Source organism: Rheinheimera sp. KL1 (assembly GCF_001275035.1).
Classification (GTDB): Bacteria; Pseudomonadota; Gammaproteobacteria; order Enterobacterales; family Alteromonadaceae; genus Pararheinheimera; species Pararheinheimera tangshanensis.
This window is the reverse complement of the sequence record NZ_LAMX01000032.1, coordinates 14,407-36,492: the sequence shown is the minus strand read 5'-3', so window position 1 is coordinate 36,492 and position 22,086 is coordinate 14,407. Positions and strand designations below refer to the sequence as shown.

Annotated in this window: 26 protein-coding genes; 7 read left to right on the top strand and 19 right to left on the bottom strand. The window is 46.8% G+C overall.

Annotated features, from left to right (window positions below):
- Positions 1-4: 4 nt before the first annotated feature.
- The 14 genes from WH43_RS17920 to murJ all read right to left on the bottom strand — a co-directional run bounded on the left by WH43_RS17920 (position 5) and on the right by murJ (position 12,001).
- The gene (locus WH43_RS17920) at positions 5-946 is read right to left on the bottom strand and encodes a PilW family protein (protein WP_053425936.1); all 942 of its coding nucleotides are present in this window, start codon (positions 944-946) and stop codon (positions 5-7) included.
- 1 nt (position 947) lies between these two features.
- The gene (locus tag WH43_RS17915; RefSeq protein ID WP_053425935.1) at positions 948-1,439 is read right to left on the bottom strand and encodes a type IV pilus modification PilV family protein; all 492 of its coding nucleotides are present in this window, start codon (positions 1,437-1,439) and stop codon (positions 948-950) included.
- Positions 1,440-1,541: 102 nt separating this feature from the next.
- On the bottom strand, positions 1,542-2,723 hold the full coding sequence (locus tag WH43_RS17910; protein WP_053425934.1) for a pilus assembly PilX family protein: 1,182 nt from the start codon (positions 2,721-2,723) through the stop codon (positions 1,542-1,544).
- A 3-nt stretch (positions 2,724-2,726) separates the two neighbouring features.
- Positions 2,727-3,260, bottom strand: coding sequence for a PilW family protein (locus WH43_RS17905; RefSeq protein WP_053425933.1), 534 nt, complete (start codon positions 3,258-3,260; stop codon positions 2,727-2,729).
- Entirely contained in the window at positions 3,257-3,670 is a 414-nt protein-coding gene (gene pilV / locus WH43_RS17900; protein WP_053425932.1) for a type IV pilus modification protein PilV, read from the bottom strand. Before pilV ends, WH43_RS17905 begins: the two co-directional genes overlap by 4 nt.
- A 61-nt stretch (positions 3,671-3,731) precedes the next feature.
- Positions 3,732-4,127: a GspH/FimT family pseudopilin gene (locus tag WH43_RS17895; RefSeq protein ID WP_053425931.1), complete on the bottom strand. Its 396-nt coding sequence runs from the start codon at positions 4,125-4,127 to the stop codon at positions 3,732-3,734.
- Positions 4,128-4,508 (bottom strand): type IV pilin protein, encoded by a 381-nt coding sequence (locus WH43_RS17890; RefSeq protein WP_053425930.1) that lies wholly within the window; start codon positions 4,506-4,508, stop codon positions 4,128-4,130.
- A 166-nt stretch (positions 4,509-4,674) separates the two neighbouring features.
- Entirely contained in the window at positions 4,675-5,604 is a 930-nt protein-coding gene (gene ispH / locus WH43_RS17885) for a 4-hydroxy-3-methylbut-2-enyl diphosphate reductase (RefSeq protein WP_053425929.1), read from the bottom strand.
- A 2-nt stretch (positions 5,605-5,606) separates the two neighbouring features.
- A complete protein-coding gene (gene fkpB, locus WH43_RS17880) occupies positions 5,607-6,038 on the bottom strand; it encodes an FKBP-type peptidyl-prolyl cis-trans isomerase (RefSeq protein ID WP_053425928.1) in 432 nt (143 codons plus the stop codon).
- Positions 6,035-6,562: a signal peptidase II gene (gene lspA / locus WH43_RS17875; protein WP_053425927.1), complete on the bottom strand. Its 528-nt coding sequence runs from the start codon at positions 6,560-6,562 to the stop codon at positions 6,035-6,037. Before lspA ends, fkpB begins: the two co-directional genes overlap by 4 nt.
- A complete protein-coding gene (gene ileS, locus WH43_RS17870) occupies positions 6,562-9,390 on the bottom strand; it encodes an isoleucine--tRNA ligase (RefSeq protein WP_053425926.1) in 2,829 nt (942 codons plus the stop codon). Before ileS ends, lspA begins: the two co-directional genes overlap by 1 nt.
- A 53-nt stretch (positions 9,391-9,443) precedes the next feature.
- Entirely contained in the window at positions 9,444-9,947 is a 504-nt protein-coding gene (ribF, locus tag WH43_RS21130) for a riboflavin biosynthesis protein RibF (RefSeq protein ID WP_353504810.1), read from the bottom strand.
- On the bottom strand, positions 9,944-10,375 hold the full coding sequence (locus WH43_RS21125) for a hypothetical protein (protein WP_353504809.1): 432 nt from the start codon (positions 10,373-10,375) through the stop codon (positions 9,944-9,946). The genes ribF and WH43_RS21125 overlap by 4 nt, the downstream gene beginning before the upstream one ends.
- Positions 10,376-10,426: 51 nt before the next feature.
- Complete coding sequence (gene murJ / locus WH43_RS17860) at positions 10,427-12,001, bottom strand: murein biosynthesis integral membrane protein MurJ (RefSeq protein ID WP_053425925.1); 1,575 nt, start codon at positions 11,999-12,001, stop codon at positions 10,427-10,429.
- A gap of 172 nt (positions 12,002-12,173) precedes the next feature.
- On the opposite strand from murJ, the gene rpsT reads away from it, so the two are divergent.
- Positions 12,174-12,449 (top strand): 30S ribosomal protein S20, encoded by a 276-nt coding sequence (rpsT, locus tag WH43_RS17855; RefSeq protein WP_008900529.1) that lies wholly within the window; start codon positions 12,174-12,176, stop codon positions 12,447-12,449.
- A gap of 343 nt (positions 12,450-12,792) precedes the next feature.
- Here rpsT and WH43_RS17850 read toward each other — a convergent pair whose 3' ends face one another.
- Positions 12,793-13,092 (bottom strand): ArsR/SmtB family transcription factor, encoded by a 300-nt coding sequence (locus WH43_RS17850; RefSeq protein WP_053425924.1) that lies wholly within the window; start codon positions 13,090-13,092, stop codon positions 12,793-12,795.
- Between the two features lie 239 nt (positions 13,093-13,331).
- On the opposite strand from WH43_RS17850, the gene WH43_RS17845 reads away from it, so the two are divergent.
- Together WH43_RS17845 and WH43_RS17840 are read left to right on the top strand one after the other, a co-directional pair.
- A complete protein-coding gene (locus WH43_RS17845) occupies positions 13,332-14,669 on the top strand; it encodes a M20/M25/M40 family metallo-hydrolase (protein ID WP_053425923.1) in 1,338 nt (445 codons plus the stop codon).
- A gap of 29 nt (positions 14,670-14,698) precedes the next feature.
- The gene (locus tag WH43_RS17840) at positions 14,699-15,163 is read left to right on the top strand and encodes a hypothetical protein (RefSeq protein WP_152342893.1); all 465 of its coding nucleotides are present in this window, start codon (positions 14,699-14,701) and stop codon (positions 15,161-15,163) included.
- A gap of 14 nt (positions 15,164-15,177) precedes the next feature.
- Here WH43_RS17840 and WH43_RS17835 read toward each other — a convergent pair whose 3' ends face one another.
- The gene (locus WH43_RS17835) at positions 15,178-15,537 is read right to left on the bottom strand and encodes a hypothetical protein (protein WP_053425921.1); all 360 of its coding nucleotides are present in this window, start codon (positions 15,535-15,537) and stop codon (positions 15,178-15,180) included.
- Positions 15,538-15,764: 227 nt separating this feature from the next.
- On the opposite strand from WH43_RS17835, the gene smrA reads away from it, so the two are divergent.
- Positions 15,765-16,343 (top strand): DNA endonuclease SmrA, encoded by a 579-nt coding sequence (gene smrA / locus WH43_RS17830; protein ID WP_053425920.1) that lies wholly within the window; start codon positions 15,765-15,767, stop codon positions 16,341-16,343.
- Positions 16,344-16,372: 29 nt separating this feature from the next.
- On the opposite strand, the gene WH43_RS20945 is transcribed toward smrA, so the two are convergent.
- From WH43_RS20945 to WH43_RS17820, 3 genes are all read right to left on the bottom strand, one after another.
- Entirely contained in the window at positions 16,373-16,522 is a 150-nt protein-coding gene (locus WH43_RS20945; RefSeq protein WP_185148585.1) for a hypothetical protein, read from the bottom strand.
- A 187-nt stretch (positions 16,523-16,709) separates the two neighbouring features.
- The gene (locus WH43_RS17825) at positions 16,710-17,474 is read right to left on the bottom strand and encodes an enoyl-CoA hydratase-related protein (RefSeq protein ID WP_053425919.1); all 765 of its coding nucleotides are present in this window, start codon (positions 17,472-17,474) and stop codon (positions 16,710-16,712) included.
- Positions 17,474-18,394, bottom strand: coding sequence for a 2-hydroxyacid dehydrogenase (locus WH43_RS17820; RefSeq protein WP_053425918.1), 921 nt, complete (start codon positions 18,392-18,394; stop codon positions 17,474-17,476). The genes WH43_RS17825 and WH43_RS17820 overlap by 1 nt, the downstream gene beginning before the upstream one ends.
- Positions 18,395-18,496: 102 nt before the next feature.
- On the opposite strand from WH43_RS17820, the gene WH43_RS17815 reads away from it, so the two are divergent.
- The 3 genes from WH43_RS17815 (at position 18,497) to WH43_RS17805 (ending at position 22,078) form a co-directional block, all read left to right on the top strand.
- On the top strand, positions 18,497-19,300 hold the full coding sequence (locus WH43_RS17815; RefSeq protein ID WP_053425917.1) for a UDP-2,3-diacylglucosamine diphosphatase: 804 nt from the start codon (positions 18,497-18,499) through the stop codon (positions 19,298-19,300).
- A 178-nt stretch (positions 19,301-19,478) separates the two neighbouring features.
- Positions 19,479-21,185, top strand: a complete 1,707-nt coding sequence (olsF, locus tag WH43_RS17810; RefSeq protein WP_053425916.1) for a bifunctional ornithine lipid synthase OlsF — start codon at positions 19,479-19,481, stop codon at positions 21,183-21,185.
- Between the two features lie 191 nt (positions 21,186-21,376).
- A complete protein-coding gene (locus WH43_RS17805) occupies positions 21,377-22,078 on the top strand; it encodes an OmpW/AlkL family protein (RefSeq protein ID WP_053425915.1) in 702 nt (233 codons plus the stop codon).
- The last annotated feature ends 8 nt before the right edge of the window (positions 22,079-22,086 follow it).

Below are 22,086 nucleotides of genomic sequence, written 5' to 3'. Positions count from 1 at the left end.
CCTTTTATAGGCGCGTGTTGCTAAATGCCACAGAACTGCTGACTAACAGGCGTCGAAACGGATCGGAAGGAGCTTTAAACCATTCTCGCCCCATCTGATACAGCTGATTATTTTGATAACTAAAATCTTCGTCCAAACTACGTAATAACAGGTAAAATTTAATGTTGATAATACGATGCTTCTGTTGCTGCCAGTGCTCTGGCTGCATTTGCGCTGTTCCCAAATAATAATCCACTTGACCGTCTAAATTAGCATCCAGACCAAATTCAAAATGCATTCTCTCCACTCCATCTAAAATGGAGTCCGTTGTCATAATGTTTTGCCCAGCAGCGTTTCGGATCAAACGCTTACGCATCAGTACAGGGACTATTTCACCTGAGTGCTTTTGTTCCGCGATATAAAAAACCTGATGAGAATAGGGCCAATACAAGGAGTCTGGTACTAAGTCAGCACTTGAGCTGGTCACAAACTGACTACTGGCCGGGGAAGTTTCAAAATAAATCCGGTTTGAGCGCATTTGAGTTGCAGTCAGGCTGACTCCTACAATGCGCTTAAACTGCAGCAGCTCCGAACCAGGCTTGGGCTGACTTAAACACTCCAGATGGTTATGCTGCTGCACTATTTCCGTATATAGGCCTAAATAAGGTCGGCCTTTGACAGGAAAGCTGCCGACATCAGTGTCACTGGCACAATCCCCCAATACAGGCGCAAGCTGATGGGTTGCGGATGCAACATCAGCCAGACTGCGGCCGGCAAAAAACATCAGATTAGGCAGCTCGGCCTGAAACAAGCTCATCAGCATCTGGCTGTTTTGCTGCAGCTGCACTAACTGCTGAGTTTGGCGATTGGACTGCTGAGTCGCAAACAAAGTACCGATCAGAAAAGCCATCAAGACTAAACCCAAGGTCAGACTGACCAGCAACTCCACCAGGGTGAAGCCACGCATTTCAAGGCACCACCATAGAAATTTGTAGCCGGTGAGGTGACACATCACAGATAGAAGCCGGACGCTGGATTTGCACTTTAGCCAAAGAGCGCCAGCTCAGTTGGATAAGCTTTTGTCCGGCTTGTTGACGGATACAAAGTGCGGGTTGCTGCAACAATTGTAAACTCTGTGGATGACCTGAGGCACTTAAGGTACTGTACAAATGATACTGACTAAGTTGCTGCGCATCACATCCATAGCTTTCGGTACAATCGCTGGGCTGTTCTGCCATCCAGAGTGGGTGTATGCCTTCGTAATCTGAAGCCACACTGTTATGGCTTGCCATCCTCTCAGCCAATTCGACAGTCAGGGACAAAGCTATGGTTTGTTGGGTCGCCAGAATCACTTGTTGACGCGCAAACAGAGAGGCACTTAAAGCACCAAGCCCTGTTAGACAGAGTAAAAATAAACTGATCAGAACTTCGGTGAAGGTAAAACCAGAGGCATGTGGCATATCCTTGCGCTCGAAAAAGTCCGTTTACCTTAAATTTACCTCCGTTCCTTAAAAGGTCAAATCTAACCAACACTTTTTCATAATGGTCGCACCAGTAGCTCGTTAATACACCTCACTCCAGGCACTCATACTACTGGGTGTGGCTGCACTGGAACCAGCACTGCTATCCAGTTGCCACATTTGTTGGGCTGCACCATTTTCACTTAATAAGTCACGTGCGGTTTCGAGGGAGCCCTTGTCATATCTGAATGTGGCTTTGCCTCCGCCATCTACATCGAACACAAAAGTTGCTTCAGCCTGGCCAAAAGTCCACTCTCCTGTATCTGCATCCTGTAACGGGTTGGCAAATACCACAGCGCCCCCCAACACACCACCATTACCGCCACCAGAAATGGTAAAAGTCTGCCCTGTGACAATAATCAGCCCTTCAAAACTGGGGGTGCCAGAAAAAGCCAAGTTCCCCTCTACCACTAAAATCCCAGCTCCGCTGTTATTTCCTTTTAATTGCAATGGGCCGCTGTGATAAGTAATGCGCGGGACAGCTATTGTACCCATATTATTCGGGGCAACGCCTCGTTGTGCCACGGGCAACGCATAATACTCAGCCTTTAATGCTGTTATAAATTCAGCCATTTTTTCCGGATCACCAAAAGGATCATCAAATTCAACTTTTTTGATGCCGCCTTCGTAGTTATCCATCCGGCCCTTGCTGTTAATATCCGCTTCCATCAACGCGACATTAGCATCCGTATTAGTGGCAAGTGCTGGTCCTATCGCATTACCTTGCTCATCCAGCTCACCTATGATTTCAAATGAAGCGCTGTTCGCCGTATCAAAGGTTTTGATATTGCCTATGATATTCATAGCGGCAAGATTACCCGACGCCTTCGCCTGTTGATACAACGCCTGTACCTTGCGGGTGACTCCTGTATGACTGATAGTCCCCACACTGACAAGAAGCGCAAAACCAGGATGAGACACATAATCGACAGATGCCAGCCGCCACTGTGCACTATTTTGTAAATTTTGCTGGCCAGCGTTAATAGCAGCCAGAGTACCGACACTGTCGCCCCACAAACCGGCGTTTGCCGGGTCATCAAACCAGACCTTCGCTCTTACAAGGCCACTTTCTGCAGCCATAAAAGCTTCCGAAGCCTGCTTTTGATTTGAGGCAATGCGCTCTGCCAGTTGCGTATTACCTATGCCCGCTATTCCTACTACAGTAGCTACAGCTAGCAACATCAGACTGACAATCAACACAGCTCCACGTTCTTGATACCTCATGGCTCAACCTCCTGAAGCTGCAACTGCAAATTTTTGCGTCATCACTACATTACGTAGCGCAATGCGAAACGTGAACTGATGCTGTCGGCTGTAATCCGCATCTCCGGTCTCCAGCTGTACCTGGGTTTCTAGGGTCACCGCATTGACACAAGCGACCACTAACGAGTCTGCATCCAGGCAATTAAAAAGGATACTCTGTATGTTATCGGCGATCACAGCTGCGGCTTCGCCTGTCAAGGCTCGATGAAGCTCAGTGCCGTTCGTTAGCTGATAGGTAATCACTGCAGCGCCCTGGTTGATAGTCAGCATGTCAAAACTTGCGTTGAGATCCACAGCGCTGGCTCCTCTGACATCATTCAGCAAACTATCGGTTACAAAACTGACATGCCCCTGTAACACACTAAAACGCTGTGACTCGCGGTAAGCATGTTGCCCGGCGACAAAAATCTGAATCCCTCCCCAGATCAGAATAATACCTAGGGTTAAACCAATCAGTAGCTCAACCAGGGTCAGGCCATAGTGTTGTATGAGCTTCATGGATATAAATCCAGCGCATAAGTGAAATGAGTCTCTGCACTACCGCTAAACCGGCTTTCATCCCAATTGATATGAATAATGTAAGTGGTCTCTCCAACTGCAGGCGCTGTGATCGTCGCAGCCAAACCGGGCAAAGTTAAACGTCCATCCTCAGCACTTTGCCAGTGTTCCTGCCACTGCTGAGCCAGTTCTGCTGTGTTTAAAGGCGCAGCTGATGCACTGTTGGCCCAGAGTCGCTCTCCCGCATCCATTGCGATCACTGTTGCTAAAGTACGTTGGTATGCTGAATGGCTATTTTGCAAAGATTTGAGCTGTAAACCAGCCATACCTAAAAGACCAAAGGACAGGATCAATACCGAAACCAGAACCTCCAGTAAACTGAATCCTGAAGATGAACGGAGTGAGGTCATACGCCACAGCCTCCCGGCTCAACGGCTATCTGCCCACCCAAGCTGACGAAGAGATGGCGGTCTAAATCAGAGTGACCGGTATAAGATAAAGTGATACAGCTTGCGCCGTAGACCGGCCTTTGGCGTCAAACAAAACTGTTGTGTCATCGGTTAGCAGGATATCAACAGTATCATGACTCATTGATCGTAAAAGCTGAGCATCAGTAACCCGCGTCACATCAGCTTTCCATCCCTCGTCTGTGTCGGACAAAGTTAGCTGGATAGTCTGTTGTTGCTTAATCGCCTCAGAGCGGGTGAACTGAAGTAACGCCAGGAGCGAATTTGCCTGACTGCGTACCGTATTTTGCTTAAGCATAGTATCCATCGCAGGTACTGCGATCAGGGTCAGGATCAATATCAGGCTTACTGCTACCATAAGTTCGATCAAACTAAAACCTGAACGCAGCTGATTGAGCATTTACCAGCACCCCTGAGGATCAGAGCCGCCTTTCTCGCCACGCTGATTCAGAGTAAAAGTGCTGCAGTCAGAATCTGAACTTTGAGCACCTGTGGCCGTTGCAGTTAATATAAACGCAGTATCAGTTATCTCTGCTGAAATAGTATAAAAGCCGCCGTTGGACGATGTAGCCAGAGATAAGCCGGTATAACTGTTGGTCTGTGTGAACTGACGTTCTAATTGCTGCGAGAGAGTGAACAAGCTTTCTACTGCATCAGCCCGGCGGGACACCATCATATACTCCTGGTATGCAGGCAAAGCTATGGCAAAGAGGATACCCGCGACAGTAATGGCAATCATTAGCTCAATCAGGCTGAAACCAAAGGTATAAGGTTTTTTCAAAGACTGTAGACTCCTGCGGCAAAACACCACTGCGCCAGTAGCCTAACTTTAGCAAAGTCTGCTGCATTAGCCAGTGGCCTGCAAAACAGCCCTAGGATTTAACATCTGCCCCATACAAGGCTGAAAATCAGGTAAAAAAAAGCCCCGTTTTCACGAGGCTTATTGTTTATCTTAATTCTGCCGGCACCGCAAAAATCACATTTTCTTCGCGGCCAGGGTGCTCTATCACTTGTTTGCCCCCCCATTCAGTCAAACGCTGTACCACCTGCTGCACCAGCACTTCAGGCGCCGAAGCACCCGCTGTGACACCAACAGACTTCACATCTTTTAACCAGTCCTGCTGAATATCAGCCGCTGTATCAATGAGGTAAGAACGGCAACCCATCTTTTCGGCGAGTTCTCTCAGGCGGTTTGAATTACTGCTGTTTTTTGCGCCAACCACTAATAAGAGTTCAGTTTTGGCCGACAGCTCACGCACCGCATCCTGACGGTTTTGTGTGGCGTAACAGATATCGTCTTTACGTGGCCCTTCAATATCAGGGAAACGTTTGCGCAGCGCATCAATCACATCAGCTGTGTCATCGACAGATAAAGTAGTCTGACTGCTGAAACATAACTGCGCAGGGTTTTTCACCTGCAGTTTTTCAACGTCTCCGACCGACTCGACCAGGTAAATGCCCCCTTCAGAGTTGTCGTATTGCCCCATAGTGCCTTCGACTTCCGGGTGTCCGGCATGGCCAATCAGAATACATTCAATACCTTTACGACTGGCACGGGTGACTTCCATATGCACTTTGGTCACCAGCGGACAAGTGGCATCAAACACTTTCAAACCACGTTGCTTGGCATTTTCACGCACGGCCTGCGATACACCATGAGCACTGAAAATGACGATGGCATCGTCCGGCACTTCGTCCAGCTCGTCAACAAAGACTGCACCGGCGCGACGTAAGCCATCGACCACAAATTTGTTATGCACCACTTCATGGCGCACATAAATAGGCGGCTCGTAAATTTCCAGCGCACGGGACACTATACTGATAGCACGGTCGACACCGGCACAAAAACCCCGTGGATTGGCGAGTAAGATATCCATAATTAATTGATAACCTGTACGATTTCAACATTAAAGGTCAGAGTCTGGCCTGCCAGTGGATGGTTAAAATCTACTGTCACAGACTCGCCCACCACGTCACGAATAAGACCAGGCAATTCAGAACCGTCTGGCATAGCAAAACCGACGATCATGCCGACTTTGGCCGGAGCATCAGCGGAAAACTTACTGCGGTCGACATAATAAATATTGTCAGGATTAGGCATACCGTAGGCATCTTCCGGGGCCAGCGTAAAGGTGCGTTTATCGCCCGCCGCCATACCGCCTAACTGAGCTTCAAAGGCGGGTGACAAGCTGCCATCGCCCATTTGCAGTTTGGCCGGTTTGTTATGCACACGAGTACTTTCGGCGGCGCTGCCATCGGATAATTTAATATCAAAGTGAAATATCACAGTACTGCCTGGACCTATGATCACTGTTTGTCTCCTGAAGTGGCGTTCTGAGTTTCGCTTTCGTTAGTAAAGCTATCCCAGATCAGTAAAACGGCGCCTATGCTGATAGCACAATCGGCAATATTAAAAATAGGGTAATGCCAGTTCTGATAAAACACATGCAGAAAATCCACCACATAACCATACAGGCTGCGGTCGATTAAATTACCAATAGCACCGCTGATAATCAGGCTCAAGGCTAAAGATAATTTCAGCTGGGTTTTCGCTAAACGGCTTAACCAGACAGCTAATACGATACTGACCACCACAGCGATCAGGGTGAAGAACCAACGTTGCCAGCCACCTGCGTCACCTAAAAACGAAAACGCAGCACCATAGTTACGGGCATAAGTGAAATTAAAAACCGGCAGCAAAGACACTGATTCACCCAGATTGAAGTTCTGAATGACCCAAACTTTGCTAAGCTGGTCAGCGACCAGCACCAATAACACCAGCCACCACCAGCGCCAGCCTGTCTCCGTAAATAAACGGCCTTTAAATAAATGCATCAGGCAAACTTCCTTACTTCACCAGCGCCTTCAACGTTATCGACACAGCGGATACAAATCAGCGGATGTGCTGGATTCAGGCCAACATCGTGTCTGTGGTGCCAGCAACGGTCACACTTAGGTGCAGTGGATGCGTTCAGTACGACAAATAAGTTATCCATTTCGGTGGCTACAGCATCAGCAGGAGCCGCTTCAGCGGATACGACAGCAGTCGAGGTGAGCAAGGCAAAACGTAACTCGTCGCCGATAGAGGTTAGGTCTGAAGCCAGCTGGCCTTTAGCATACAAGGTCACTTCAGCTTGTAATGACGCACCAATTTTGCCATCACGACGGCCGACTTCCAGCACCTTGTTGACGGCGTCACGCACTTCCAGCAGTTGTTGCCAGAAGGCATCATCAAACTGACCGGCAGGAACAGTGTCTAAGCCCTGATACCAGACTTCAGTAAAGACAAACTCGCTATGCTGCCCTGGCATCACTTCCCAGATTTCCTGAGCAGTGAAACTCATGATAGGCGCCATCCAGCGCACCATGGCCTGCACCACGTGGAATAATGCAGTCTGACAAGAACGACGGGCTAAGCCATCGGTTTTTGCCGTATATTGACGGTCTTTAATCACGTCTAAGTAGAAGCTACCCAACTCCACAGTACAGAAATTCATTAACTTCTGGCTGACCTGGTGGAACTGGTAGTTTTCATAGGCGTCGACAATTTCCTGCTGCAATTTGGCAGCACGTTGCACCAGCCATAAATCCAGCTGCACCATCTCTTCAAATGGCACTAATTGTGTTGCTGGCTCAAAACCTTTTAAGTTCGCCAAAAGGAAACGGGCTGTATTACGGATACGACGGTATTTGTCAGCAGCACGGTTTAAGATTTCATCAGAGACTGTCATCTCTGAGGTGTAATCCGTAGTCGCGACCCATAAGCGCAGAATATCAGCGCCTAACTTGTTCATCACATCCTGCGGCGACACCACATTGCCCAAAGACTTGGACATTTTGCGGCCTTCACCGTCCACAGTAAAACCATGGGTCAGTACTTGTTTGTATGGCGCATGGTGTTTAATGGCCACACCTGTCATCAGAGACGACATAAACCAGCCGCGGTGCTGATCCGAACCTTCTAAATACAGATCGGCCTGAGTGGCACCATGAAATTCTGCACGAGGCTCAATGACACAAGCGTGCGTCACGCCTGAGTCAAACCAGACGTCCAGCGTGTCTGTCACTTTGACGTACTGAGCCGCATCAGCGCCCAGCAAAGTTTCGGCGTCTAAATCAAACCAGGCCTGAATACCAGACTTTTCAACTAACTGAGCCACTTGCTCCATCAGTGCCTGTGTATTTGGGTGTAAGGCACTGGTGTCTTTATCAACAAACAGAGCAATAGGCACGCCCCAGGTACGCTGACGGGAAATACACCAGTCCGGACGACCTGCTACCATGTTTTCAATACGCTGCTGACCCCAATCCGGGATCCAGCGGGTTTTGCCAATTTCGTCTAAAGAAGTGCTGCGCAGGCCTTTTTGTTCCATGCTGATAAACCACTGCGGCGTAGCACGGAAAATAATAGGGGTTTTATGGCGCCAGCAATGCGGGTAGCTGTGCGTTAAGGCTTTATACACTAAGAGCTTGCCGGCTTCTTTTAAGGCTTCAACCACAGAGTCGTTGGCTTTAAACACATGCTGACCGGCAAAAAGTGGCGTATCCGGCAGATAGACGCCGTTGGCGCCTACAGGGTTGGCCACTTCTAAGTTGTAGAGCTTACCGACGGTAAAGTCTTCCGGACCGTGGCCAGGGGCAGTATGCACAGCACCAGTACCAGAATCGGTTGTGACGTGATCACCTAAAATCACCGGTACTTCAAAGTCGTACAGTGGGTGTTTTAACTTCACCAGCTCCAGTGCCTGACCTTTGCAGAAACCTAAATTATGGTAATGCTCCACACCAGCACGAGCCATCACAGCAGTGACTAAATCTGTCGCCAAAATTAAACGCTCAGGACCATTTGGTCCTTGTTCGACTTGCACCAGGCTGTAATCAATTTTGGCATTCAGCGCTACAGCGCGGTTAGCCGGAATAGTCCATGGCGTGGTCGTCCAGATCACAACAGACACAGGGCCAGAACCGGTGTGACCTTCAGGGTGATCAAATTTATTTACGTCAGCTTCGTTCACCAAAGTGAAACGAACATCAATGGCTGGTGATACTTTGTCCTGATATTCCACTTCAGCTTCAGCCAAAGCAGAACCACAGTCAGTACACCAGTGCACTGGCTTAAAGCCTTGCTGCAAGTGACCATTGTCGATGATACGACCTAAAGAGCGGATGATATTGGCTTCGGTAGTAAAATCCATAGTGCGGTATGGATTGTCCCAATCGCCTAACACGCCTAAACGGATAAAGTCGACTTTCTGGGCTTCGATCTGCGTCAAAGCATAATCACGGCATTTTTGACGGAATTCGGCCGCGCTTAACTTGACGCCTGGTTTGCCGTATTTCTTTTCAACGACCAGCTCAATAGGCAGACCATGACAGTCCCAACCCGGCACATAAGGGGCATCGAAGTCAGACAAGGTTTTGGCTTTAACAATCATATCCTTAAGGATTTTATTGACCGCGTGACCAATGTGAATGTTACCGTTGGCGTATGGAGGGCCATCGTGCAGGATAAAGGTTTTTTTACCTTGTTTGGCCTGACGAATTTTCTGGTACAGATTTTTTTCTGTCCAGCTGGCTAACATCTGTGGCTCACGCTGCGCAAGGTTGGCGCGCATGGCAAAAGCCGTGTCCGGTAAATTCAAAGTCTGCTTGTAGTCAGTCATCCGTTGTTGTTCCGTCTTCTTTAAGTTTAAATTCGTGTCGCTTTGCAAGTCGCTTAAGCGGGTGGCAAAGCAAAATAATCGCGCGCCTGCTGCGCATCTAAGGCAATTTGTTGTTGTAATTGCGCAAGGCCGTCAAAACGTCGCTCCGGCCTGATTTTCTGTTTTAAAATCACTTCAATCTGCTGGCCGTATAAGTCGCCGTTAAAATCAAAAAAATGTGCTTCAAGCTGCTCTTTTTTACCTTGTAGCGTCGGTCTGGAACCTATATTGGCCACACCATGGTAAAGCCCCATTTGGGTCACAGCTTCAATGGCATACACACCATGCACAGGTAAATTCTTGCGGTAAAGCCAGACATTAGCCGTCGGAAAGCCAAGCTGACGCCCTACTTTCTGACCATGCCGCACCCGACCCATCAGTGAAAAAGGCCGGCCTAACATTTGGGCAGCCAGCTCTAGCTGATCGTGCTCCAGTGCCTGGCGAATTAACGTACTGCTGACTCGCTGATCGTTTTGTTTCAGACTGGCAGTGCTGCCCAAACCAAAACCGTGCTTCACTGCAGCCTGCTGTAACAACGCAAAATTACCGGCACGGTTTTACCAAAACAAAAATCATCACCCACAATCAAATGCCTAACGCCGAGTTTATTCAGCAATAAATCCTGAATAAACTGCTCTGGCTGCTGACTGGCAAATTCACGGGTAAAAGGCACGCAAAGCATGCGATCCACCCCTTGTTGCGCTAACCAATGATATTTTTCCCGAAACCGGCATAAACGTGCTGGTGCACCTTCAGGGTTAAACAACTCCAGTGGCTGGGGTTCAAACACCATCACCACTGCAGGTAAATTTAACTCTGCCGCAATAGCTTTTAATTGCGTCAATACGGCCTGATGCCCCAGATGCACGCCATCAAAGTTGCCGATAGTTAACACGCAGCCCTGATGCCTGGGTTGTATTGTATGTAAGCCGCGAATTAACTCCATTCGGTATTCTTACTCTGCTGCTTTCGAAAGTGCCCGATTATAACCGCATAATCATTTGCTTTCAGCATTTGTCTGGCGTTTAAAATCGTTCAAACGCACACCAAACACAAAAAGTAAAACAAAGTAGGCCACAATAGCAAAGCCAAAATAAGCCAACAGATGCAGCACCTGGCCTGATAAACCCAAAGCAATCCAGCCTGCCAGATCCGGCATGACATAAAATAAGCAGCCCGCCATCACAACAGCAGCAACAAAAGCTTTAGCAATAAACCAGCTGGTTTTGCTGCTGAAACTATAAATATCGCGCTGTTTTAAGCCACGATAGAGTAAATAAGCATTTAAAGTACCAGACATAGCCGTGGCTAATGCCAGACCAACATAACTTAAAAAAGGTGCCAGCATCAGGTTAAAAACCATATTGGCCACCATAGCGATAATGGCAATTCGTACCGGCGTTTTTATATCCTGGCGCGCATAAAAAGCAGGTGCCAGCACTTTAATCAGCATTAGAGCCACTAATCCCGTGTTGTAAGCAATCAGGCTGTGCGAAGTTTTTACTACGTCCTCAGCGGTGAATTCTCCACGCATAAAGACCGACGCAATAATAGGTTCTGCCAGTACTATTAACCCCATCATAGAAGGAATACCAAACAGGCAAATAAAACGTACAGCCCAATCCAGCGTGTATTTGAAGGCTGCTTCGCTCGCTGCCGCGTAATGACGGGATAAGCCAGGCAAAATCACAGTAGCAATAGCAATACCAAATAAACCTAAAGGAAACTCCAGCAGGCGGTCAGAGTAATACAACCAGCTGACAGCACCTGTGACTAAAAAGGACGCGATAACAGCATCCAGTAATAGGTTAATTTGACTGACAGACACCCCAAATAAGGCCGGGATCATTAAAGTGCGGATTTTCGTCACGTTTGGATCTTTCCAGCCCCAGCGTGGCATCACCAATAATCCGGCTTTGGCTAAAAACGGCAGTTGAAACAGAAACTGAATTAAACCACCTAAAAACACGCCCCAGGCAATAGCCTCAGCCGGGTTCTGCATTTGCGGTGCTAAATAAATCGCAGCACCTATCATGGCAATATTTAAAAATACTGGCGTGAAAGCAGCCACTGCAAATTTGTTATAGGTATTGAGCACTGCGCCGGATAAAGCGACAAAAGTGATAAACCACAAATAAGGGAAGGTGATTTTTAACAGAAAACTGGCCTGCAGGTATTTATCTCCTTCAGGTGCGCCGTCTAAATAAGCACTAAACCAGCCAGCACCAAATAACATCATCAGTACAGGTGAGCCAATGACAGCCACTAAAGTGACGCCTGTGACAATTAAACCCAAAGTACCGGCTGCTTTGGCGACAAGCTCACGCACCGCATCATCACCATGTTTTTCTTTTACTTCAGCCAGTACAGGCACAAAAGCTTGCGAAAATGCTCCTTCAGCAAATAAACGTCGTAAAAAATTAGGAATACGATTGGCCATAAAGAATACGTCGGCCATAGCGCCAGCACCCAATACGTTGGCGACAATCACATCCCGGACTAAGCCAAGTACCCGTGAAATAAGGGTCATAAAGCTTACGATCATGCCTGATTTTAATAATTTTCCTGACACAGACTGCTCCTGCAACGACATTTCTGCTATTTTCACCCGAGTCAGAATGGATTACCAGCGAAGGGCTAATTTTATTCTGTAATCTGTCAAGGAAACCATTTGACAAGGGCCTACAAAATAGGCATATTATGCGGCCTTTAAAGGTCCCGGTTTAGTTTTTAGGAGTGTTACCTTGGCTAACATTAAGTCTGCTAAGAAGCGCGCTATTCAATCAGAAAAGCGTCGTCAGCAAAACGCAAGTCAGCGCTCAATGATGCGTACTTTCATGAAGAAAACATACGCTGCAGTGTTAACTGCTGACTTAGCTGCTTCACAAGAAGCGTTCAAAAAGATGGTTCCAATTTTGGATCGTATGGCAGACAAAGGTCTGATCCATAAGAACAAAGCTGCCCGTCATAAGTCACGCTTAAATGCACACGTTAAAGCTTTAGCTACTAAAGCTGCTTAATTTCAGTAAGCTGTTGCTTGCAGCAGCATACTGTGACAGTGCATTGAAAAAACCACCGCAAGGTGGTTTTTTTATTCGCCGTCATCCATGACGCTCACCCTTTGGGCCAGCTAAAGCTGTTAAAAATCGTTCCTGACGATTTTGTATTCGCCGTCATCCATGACGCTCACCCTTCGGGCCATCGTCGCTTTGCTCCAATGTTAACAATTGCTCCATGCAATTATTTATTCGCTACCATCCATGGTGCTCACCCTGTTGGGCCAACGCGTTGAGTTGTTCAAAATTGCTCCGGGCAATTTTGTATTCGCTACCATCCGTGGCGCTACAAACCTCATACCGTCCTTTATTTCTTCTCACAATAGAGTTTATGCAGCAGTCCAATCAAAGCGACAGCTTCTTCACTGTGGATGCGATAAAACACGGTTTGAGCTTCTTTACGGGTTTTCACCAGTTTTTGTCGTCTGAGTACAGCTAAGTGCTGAGATAAAGCGGACTGACTTAAACCTAACTTGTCATTCATCTCTGTGACTGATAACTCAGACTCAAGCAAATAACATAAAATCAACAAACGGCGTTCATTGGAAACCGCCTTCAACAGCTTGGCTGCCTGCGCCGAATTTTTCAGCATTTCTTCCAATTTCATTTTGTTGCTTCTTTTGATCTAAAAACTACATTATGCAGCCCTGAGCTCTACACGGGCAATACGATCTATTCTCATCTGTCGTATTTCGGACTGCACCTGACTCATCAGGGACCCACAAATGAGGCAAAGGTTCACACAACGGACTCCAGGCCTTAGCTTTTTGTCGCAATCCAAAGATGAGAGCGGATATCTGCGTGCTACAGTGACTGCATGATTAGATTACAGGGTGCAAGACAAAGATGAAATTTTGGCAAACGATCATTTCAGGCGCATTATTCGCGCCAGCAGTGTGGGCTGCAACAGCTCCGGTTTCCGTGGATCAGGATTTAGCCTATAAACTGGTGGAGTCGTTAACAGTGGAAGTAGGCCCGCGTATCGCAGGCAGCGAAGCGGATCGTCGTGCCGTCCAGTGGGCCGTAACTCACTTAAAGCAGCTGGGTTATGACAAAGTCTGGACAGAAGAGTTTGATATGCCGGGTTGGACCCGCGGTCAGGCGAGTCTTGAAGTGGTGTCCCCTTTCGCTCAGTCTTTTGTATTAACCTCCTTAGGTGGCTCCGTTGGAACTCCTGCGGCTGGTATTACTGCCTCCGTGGTGATGTTCGACAGTATTGAAGCCTTAGAAAAAGCCGATGCGGCTGCTGTTAAAGGTAAAATCGTCTTTATTAATAAACCAATGGCTAAAGACAAATCGGGCTCTTTTTATGGACAAGTGGTGGCCGCACGTTCCCGTGGTGCAGTGGAGGCAGCCAAGTTAGGTGCTGTCGCAATAGCGATTCGTTCTGTAGGCACCAGCACAAACAGATTTGCCCATACCGGCACTATGAAGTACGACGAAGCCATCCCTAAAATTCCTGCAGTAGCTATTTCTGTGCCTGATGCACAGAACCTGGAAAAAATGCTCAAACTTTCGCCAAACGTAGAATTAAAACTACAAATGGACAACCAACTACAGACTGCAACCAGCCATAACGTGATAGCAGAAATCACTGGCACTGAAAAACCTGAAGAAATAGTGCTGATCAGTGGCCATTTGGATTCGTGGGACCAGGGTACAGGTGCGTTGGATGATGGCGCAGGTGTGGCTTTAGCCATGGCAACAGGGGCTTTAATTAAGCAAAAAGGAAAACCGAAACGTACCATCCGGGTTGTACTTTATGGTAACGAAGAGGGCGGATTATTAGGAGCAAGAGCTTATGCCGCCAAACACTATAAAGATTTAGACAAACACATCCTAGCGGCAGAATCAGATTTTGGTGCAGGCAGGATCTGGCAAATTGAAAGCCGCTTTGGTGACAAAGCCTTGCCTTTTGCCAAAGAGCTGCAACAAAAACTGGCTCATCTGAATATTGCTTTAGGCGGCAATACCACTTATGGCGGACCTGACGTTTCTGTATTAGCTCAGGCAGGTGTACCAGTCGTAGCTTTATCACAGGATGGCACCGACTATTTTGACTATCACCACACTCCCAACGACACATTAGACAAAATAGACCCGGATTCCTTAAAACAAAACTTGCAAGCCTGGCTTATCATGACCGAAACTGTCGCCAACAGCACAGTTAACTTACGTCACTAATGGCCAAACAAATTAAAAAGGCCTCGCTTTTGAGCGAGGCCGAAAAGCAAAAACTGTTAAAAAAAGCGGGCAATAAAAAGCCTCTGTCTCAACCACAGAGCACAACCTCTTCAGCTCCGGTGCTGCGCACAGCGTCACGCTCAGCCAGTAAACGGACCACTGAAGAGCAAGCTGCGACTTCCACTGCAACAATGCGTAACATTTGGCTGGGTTTGGCCCTGCTTGTGTTGGTCGTTTTTGTGATAGCACCTAAACCTCAATTGCTCGAATACCATAGCGCAGGCTTAACAACTCAGAGTATTTATATGCCTGGTTGGTTTGGTGCCGAAGGCACTATTCTTGACACCAATCAACGTGCAGTATTGGCAGAAGATGAACATAGGTTGTATTTATGTTTTGCAGAACAAAGCAAAGAGCAGTGTGCTAAATATCAGTTACGTCAGCAGCAAGGATTTATCGCAGCAACGATGTTCTGGGTTTCATCAGGCCGCTGAGCCAAAGCTCTGATTTAAGAACGCCGGCGCCAACAAATCCGGCACAACCAAAGCTGGATGCCTACAACCAGAAAAATCATGGCGGATGGATACAGCAAAAAACTTTGTGCATAATTAAACAATAAGACACCGCTGGTCAGATAGATAAATGGCTGCAACTCATAACACCAGAAGGGCAACACGCCTTGTTCTTTAAATTTAATACCATATGGGCTGCGACGCTTGTCCGTGCGTATAACCCAAACCACTGCCCCCACAAATATCAATACAACACCTGATAGAGCGGCAGTCCAGTGTGGTAACCAAAGTGCAGTTTGTGAGCCACTGATCACATAAAGATAAGGTAAAGTTTCATAAAGCCGCTCTGGGATCATGATGCTCTCCTTGCGAGAATGACAGTCACATTAAGCATAGCTCAAAGTTAAATACTTGTTAAAATATATCAATTTTTGTGTCAATAAAAAGACTGGTGTACAGAGTCTCAACGAGTTTTTCTATTTTCTGTAAGCCCTATGAAAAACCTCGGGATCAATGCTGTGGCATCAAATCATAGGGGTATATAATAGGGTAATCCCGGTCAGCTGAAGGTGGAGTAGTACAAATGCATGACGAAGAGCTGGACTTGTTTTTACAGGAAATGGCTGGTGTAAAGCGCCTGAATGTGGATGCACTGGCCGATCTCAATGGCGAACATAACCCAAGTCTGGCACAACTGGCGCGTCGCAAAGCGGCAGAACAGGAAATGGAATACGATCCTAATTACCTCTCGATGGAATATGTTGATCTGGTTGCGCCTGATGAGGTGATTGCCTACAAAAAAGATGGTGTGCAGGATGGTGTCTACAAAAATCTGCGGCTGGGTAAATATCAGATGGACGCGACTCTGAACCTATTGGGCAAAACCTTGGTGGAAGCGCGTGCAGCATTGTTCAGTTTTATCGCCGATTGTCACCAACGTGGTATTCGGACTTTATTGATCCACCATGGCATGGGTCGCGACAGTAAACCTCATCCGGCAATTTTAAAGAGTTATTGCTTTAAATGGTTACCACAAATCCCGGAAGTACTGGCTTGCCATACGGCATTAAAACCTCATGGCGGTTATGCGGCTACCTATGTGTTGTTGCAAAAAAATGCGGAACAAAAAAGGGAAAACCGGGAAAGGCATCAGAAGAAATAGCAAATCCCCCACCTGGTGGGGGCATTTGGTCAGTTCATTCCTTCGACCGACTGCTGTCCCTGTGAACTTTGAGTCACTTGTGTAGCTTCAGCCTTTGTTAAAAAAGCCGACAATGCCATTAATAACACCAAAATGGCGATTGCAGTAAAGCCAAAACCGCGACTGGACGCTTTACGCATACAAAACCTCAGACTAAAAAATATTGTTATTGTTCTTGCTTTTTTGTGGATCTTGGTCAATCCAAAATCAGTGTAGACAACTTGTTGTTTAGTTACAAGATTTACAATCATTTACAGTCGATTTTCTGATAAAGAAACAAGCAAAACAGCAAAATAGTTGCTACTTGTTTCTTTTTTGTGATGTTTTTTAACTTTTAGCGGCGAGTTTTTGCTGTAAAGCTGCAATAGCCTGACGAGCTGCGTCCTGCTGTAAACTGTAAAATTGTTGCTGATATTCAAACTCTACGGCCTGACTATGCTCTTTGCAGTGCACTAACTGACGCATAGAGCTTTTGGTTTGCCGCACTAACGCAGTAGGCACTGCGGCTAAATCAGCCGTCATTGCCAAAGCTCTTGGTAATAATTGATCAACAGCTAACACTTCTTTGACTAAACCATATTGCCAGGCTTGTTCAGCTGTTAATTTTTCACCGCAAAATAACATAGCCATAGCTTGTTGCCAGCCGATCAATTGAGGTAATAACCAGCCATGCCCTCCACCTGGGTGCAAAGCTAACTGAAAAAAGCGGCTATCAAACCAGGCTTCTTTACTGGCTAAACGAATATCACAGACCATGGCAAGATTCATCCCCGCTCCAACAGCAGGGCCATTGACTAAAGCGATAGTCAGCAGTGGCGAATCGGCGACCTGACTAAAAGCCTGATACAACTGCTTGAGCTCCGTACCGTCACCATCCACTGCATGCTGCAATACAGCTAAATCAGCACCAGCACAAAAAGCACGCTCAGTGCCCATCACACACAAGACTTTGAGCTCATCATCCAAACTCAATTGATGCACAGCAGCTGCGATCTGTAAGGCGCTTTCAGGTGTGAGTAAATTACGTTTTTCGGCCGCAGTCAGGTGTAACAACGCAACATGCCCATATTTTTTAATGACAAAACTATCCATCAGTAGCCCCTTTCCCTGTCGACCAGATGCATTAAAGGTAGTCCATTTAACGTACGTTGATAATTTTCCACAATCTGATGAATAGCAGTATCGACATTGGTCACTGCAGAACAGTGCGGGGTAACTAGTACAGCCGGATGCTGCCAATATGGATCGGTAATGGGTAAAGGCTCTTCACGGAACACATCCAAACAAGCCGCCTGCAACTGGCCAGAATCCAAAGCAGATAACAAAGCAGCATCATCGACTATGGCGCCACGGGCGACGTTGATAAAAATTGCACCTTGTTTAAACGCAGCAAAAGATTCTGTATTTAAAAAGTTGCTCGTCTGGGCTGTCAGCGGTATTAAACAAATGACCACATCAGCATCAGCGACAGCCTGTTTAAAACCAAGTTCACCGCAATAGCAGTGAACACCTTCGAGCTGCTTTACACTGCGTGACCAGCCACTGACCAGATAACCCTGGTCTAAAAAATACTGCGCCGCTGCCTGTCCCAGTTCACCTAAACCCAGCACACAAATATGCTTTAGTAAACGCGGACTTTTTGGTTTCCATAGTTGCTGTTGTTGCTGACGCTGAAATAGATCCAGCTTAAGTTGATAATGCAGCACTATACCGGCCAGATAGTTGACCATAGAGGACGCCAACGCAGGGTCGACAATACGGCTTAGCGGCAAGTCAGGTAAAGTCGGATCAGACACTATACTGTCGACACCGGCCCCAAAAGACTGCAGGCTTTTTAAATTGCTTAATGCGGCTAACGAGCCTTGCGGTTGCTTCCACACCACAGCCATCTGCACCTGTTCGGGTGCGCTGTAGTTTGGCCATTGCTGAATAAGCACGCCGGGCAACAAAGCATTCAGCTTCTCCACTAAAGCATCTAACTTACGATCGGGGATCACCAGGGCTATCGACATCAGTTCACCAAAGCTTCAAGTTTTCGTCATCTCTCTGACACGGGGTAACGTCATTCTACCCGAGCCTGAAGAACCAAGGCCAACAATTCGCAGGAGCTTTGTATGCTGCATTGTCGAACTATCTTCTTATCGGACATTCATTTAGGAAATAAAGATTGTCAGGCCACCTATCTGCTGAACTTCCTCAATCACACCAAAGCTGACACCATTTACCTGTTGGGCGATATCCTCGACTTGTGGGCTATGCAAAAACAAGTGTGCTGGAGCCCGGAACAAAATGCGGTGATCCAAAGCCTGCTGGCCAAAGCCGATCAGGGCACAGAAGTGATTTATATACCGGGTAATCATGATGAAGAATTCCGCCACTGGGCAGGTCGTCAGTTTGGCACCATCAAGCTGCAATTACGTGGTTGCCACACCACAGCTTTAGGCAAAAAGCTGCTGCTATTGCATGGCGATGAGTTTGATAAAGAAGTCAACTTTGGCCGTTTTCATGCCTGGCTGGGCGATAATTTATATGACTTATTATTATTTTTAAACCGCTGGAGCAACCGCATTCGCCGGGCTTTAGGTGGACGTTATTTCAGTTTGGCTGCTTTTATTAAAAGCAAAGTGCCAGGTGCTCAGCAAGCTATTGCTCGCTACCGTGATGCAGCTGTGGCTAAAGCCAAACGTTCAGGTTTTGATGGTGTGGTCTGTGGTCATATTCATCATCCGGAAATCAGCCTGCAGGATGGTATTATTTACTGCAACGATGGCGACTGGATTGATAACTGCACAGCCTTGATAGAGCAACAAGATGGTTCATTAACGCTGTATCACTGGACAGAACAAAGCCATACGCTGGCCGCTATGCCACTGGCAGTGCTTAGTGAAGAACAACCTGCTCAAAGCAAAGTGGCCTGAGCAGGTTTACCCTCTCCGTTCTTGAAGCTGCAGCGTTGTTCACCACAACGTCAGGTATCTTAGGACTATCCAGCCCACTCTGATTAAAACTTCTACAAAAAGCCATAAATCTGACGCATTTTTGTCATCTTCACCCCCTACTCTCTGTACATGCATAAGCCCTTACAGAGGTATAGCGATGATCAGTGTTGACCAAATGATGCAAACGCATCTGCCAAAACTCGAACAAAAACCCTGGTTAGCCAAACCGGTCAAAGGCGCCTTACGCCAACTGTTACACGAACAAGAATTTATTGCTTTCGCCAAACGTTATCCGCATTTGCAAGGCATTGAATTTGTAGAGCAGGTACTGAATTATTTTAATTTTGCCTATGCGGTACGTGACAATGAGATCGAACGTATCCCAAGCACAGGCCGGGTGGTAATTATTGCCAATCACCCTATAGGTTCGTTAGACGGATTAGCTTTGATTAAACTGGTACGGGATATCCGGCCTGATGTCAAAGTGATCGCCAACCAGTTATTAATGGCGGTTGAACCTCTGCACTCGTTATTGTTACCAGTGAATAATATGAGCGGCGGCACTGAACGCAGCCGTATCGATCGTATTAGTGATCATCTGGCAGCCGAAGGCGCATTAATTCTCTTCCCAGCCGGTGAAGTGTCGCGCTTAAAACCAAACGGTATTCGTGATGGTAAATGGCATGGTGGTTTTTTACGTTTTGCGATGAATGCCAAAGCGCCTATTTTGCCCATTTATATAGACGGTCGTAATTCTGCCATGTTTTATGGCGCTTCGATGATTTATAAACCGCTGGCGACCATGCTACTGGTGCAGGAGATGTTTAATCAGAAGCATAAAAACATCGCGATGCGGATTGGTGAACAAATCCCTTACGACAGTTTTGCTCATCTGCAATTAGAAACGCAGGCCAAAGTAAAACTCTTTAAAAAGCACTTGTATCGTCTTGCTAAAGACAAGTCGCCACTGTTTAAAACTCAAACAGCGATAGCCCATCCTGAAGATCGTATCTTATTAAAAAAGGCGGTGGAAGCTTGTCCGCTGCTTGGCGAAACCAGCGATGGTAAACAAATTTATTTATACCAGTATCAACAAAGCTCGCCTGTGCTACGCGAAATTGGTCGCTTACGTGAAATTGCCTTTCGGGCCGTAGGTGAAGGCAGTGGTCAGCGCCGCGACATTGATCAATACGATAGCTACTACGAACAACTGATTTTATGGGACAAGGAGGATTTAGAAATAGTAGGAGCCTACCGTTTTGCTAACACAGCAAAAGTCATGGCAGAAAAAGGCTTGGCGGGTTTGTACACCGCCTCTTTATTCCAATTTAACCCAGCTATGGCCCCTTACCTGGAGCAGGGCCTGGAGCTGGGTCGCAGCTTTGTACAGCCACGTTATTGGGGCAAACGTAGTCTGGATTATTTATGGTATGGCATTGGAGCTTACTTAAAACAAAACCCGGGTATTCGTTATTTATTTGGTGGCGTCAGTTTATCCAATAGCTACCCAAAAGCAGCACGGGATCTGATGGTGTATTTTTACAGCCTGTACTTCCGTTGTCCTGAACAAAGCGCAGTGCCTAATATTCCCTATGAATTACCCATGGATACAATGAGTCAATTGCAGCAACATTTTAGTGGCGATAGCTATAGCCAGGATTTTGTCCAGCTCAAACACTTGCTGGCTAATATGGGCGTGAGTATCCCGACTTTGTATAAACAATACAGTGAACTCACTGAACCTGGTGGTGTGCGCTTTTTGGCTTTTGGTGTAGACCCTGAGTTTGCCGACTGCGTGGATGGTCTGGTGCTGGTGGATATGACGAAGCTTAAAGACAATAAAAAAGCCCGCTACATCTCCTGATCCAATGCAAAGAGCAGTCTGAGTCAAAGGCTTCAGGCTGCTTTTATATCTCCCACCCTTTCCTTTTTTGTTCTACATCAATAAAAACCTTAAACATAATGAGGCTTTATAGCAACTATTGATCTGGGGCAAAGTTTCTCATATCTAAAAGCGCAGAATGACGCCAGTTTCTCAAGCTAAGGATCATTCTGATGAAAACAAGTTATAAAACAATAGCCTCTTTATTATTAGCCGTCTCTGCAGCTCCGGCTCTGGCAAACTGGTCAGTGAATGTTGGCGCTATTAGCGTCGCACCAAAAGACTCAAGCGGTCACCTGAATGTTGTTGAAACTGTAGCTGGCTTACCAGCCAATTCGACTGAAGTATCAGTAAATACCAATACTCAACTGGGCATCACCATCGACTACCAACTGAATAAAAACTGGACTCTGGAGCTCATAGCAGCCACTCCGTTCAGTCACGATGTAAAAGTAAAAGGCTCAGCTATCGATAGTCTGGCGTTGGGCAGCACTAAACATTTACCCCCAACTTTATTAGCTCAGTACCATTTTGATCTGGGTGACAGCAGATTCGATCCTTTCGTCGGTTTAGGTCTGAATTACACCAACTTCTTTCAGGAAGATGTCTCGGGCGAGTTAGTTAGCACCTTACAGGCTTTAGAGGTCACAGATGCAAACGATAAAGTAGAACTGAAGTTAAAAGACTCCTGGGGGCTGGCAATGCAAGCAGGTGTGAATATGAAGCTGGCGGATAACTGGAGTGCTCATCTGATGCTGAGCAAAATGGATATAGATACGACTGGTCGTGTACTGGTAAACAACACCACTATTCAGTCTGTTGGTGTCAGCATCGACCCTTATGTCTGGATGATTGGCGCTCGTTATTCTTTCTAAGTAAGCCA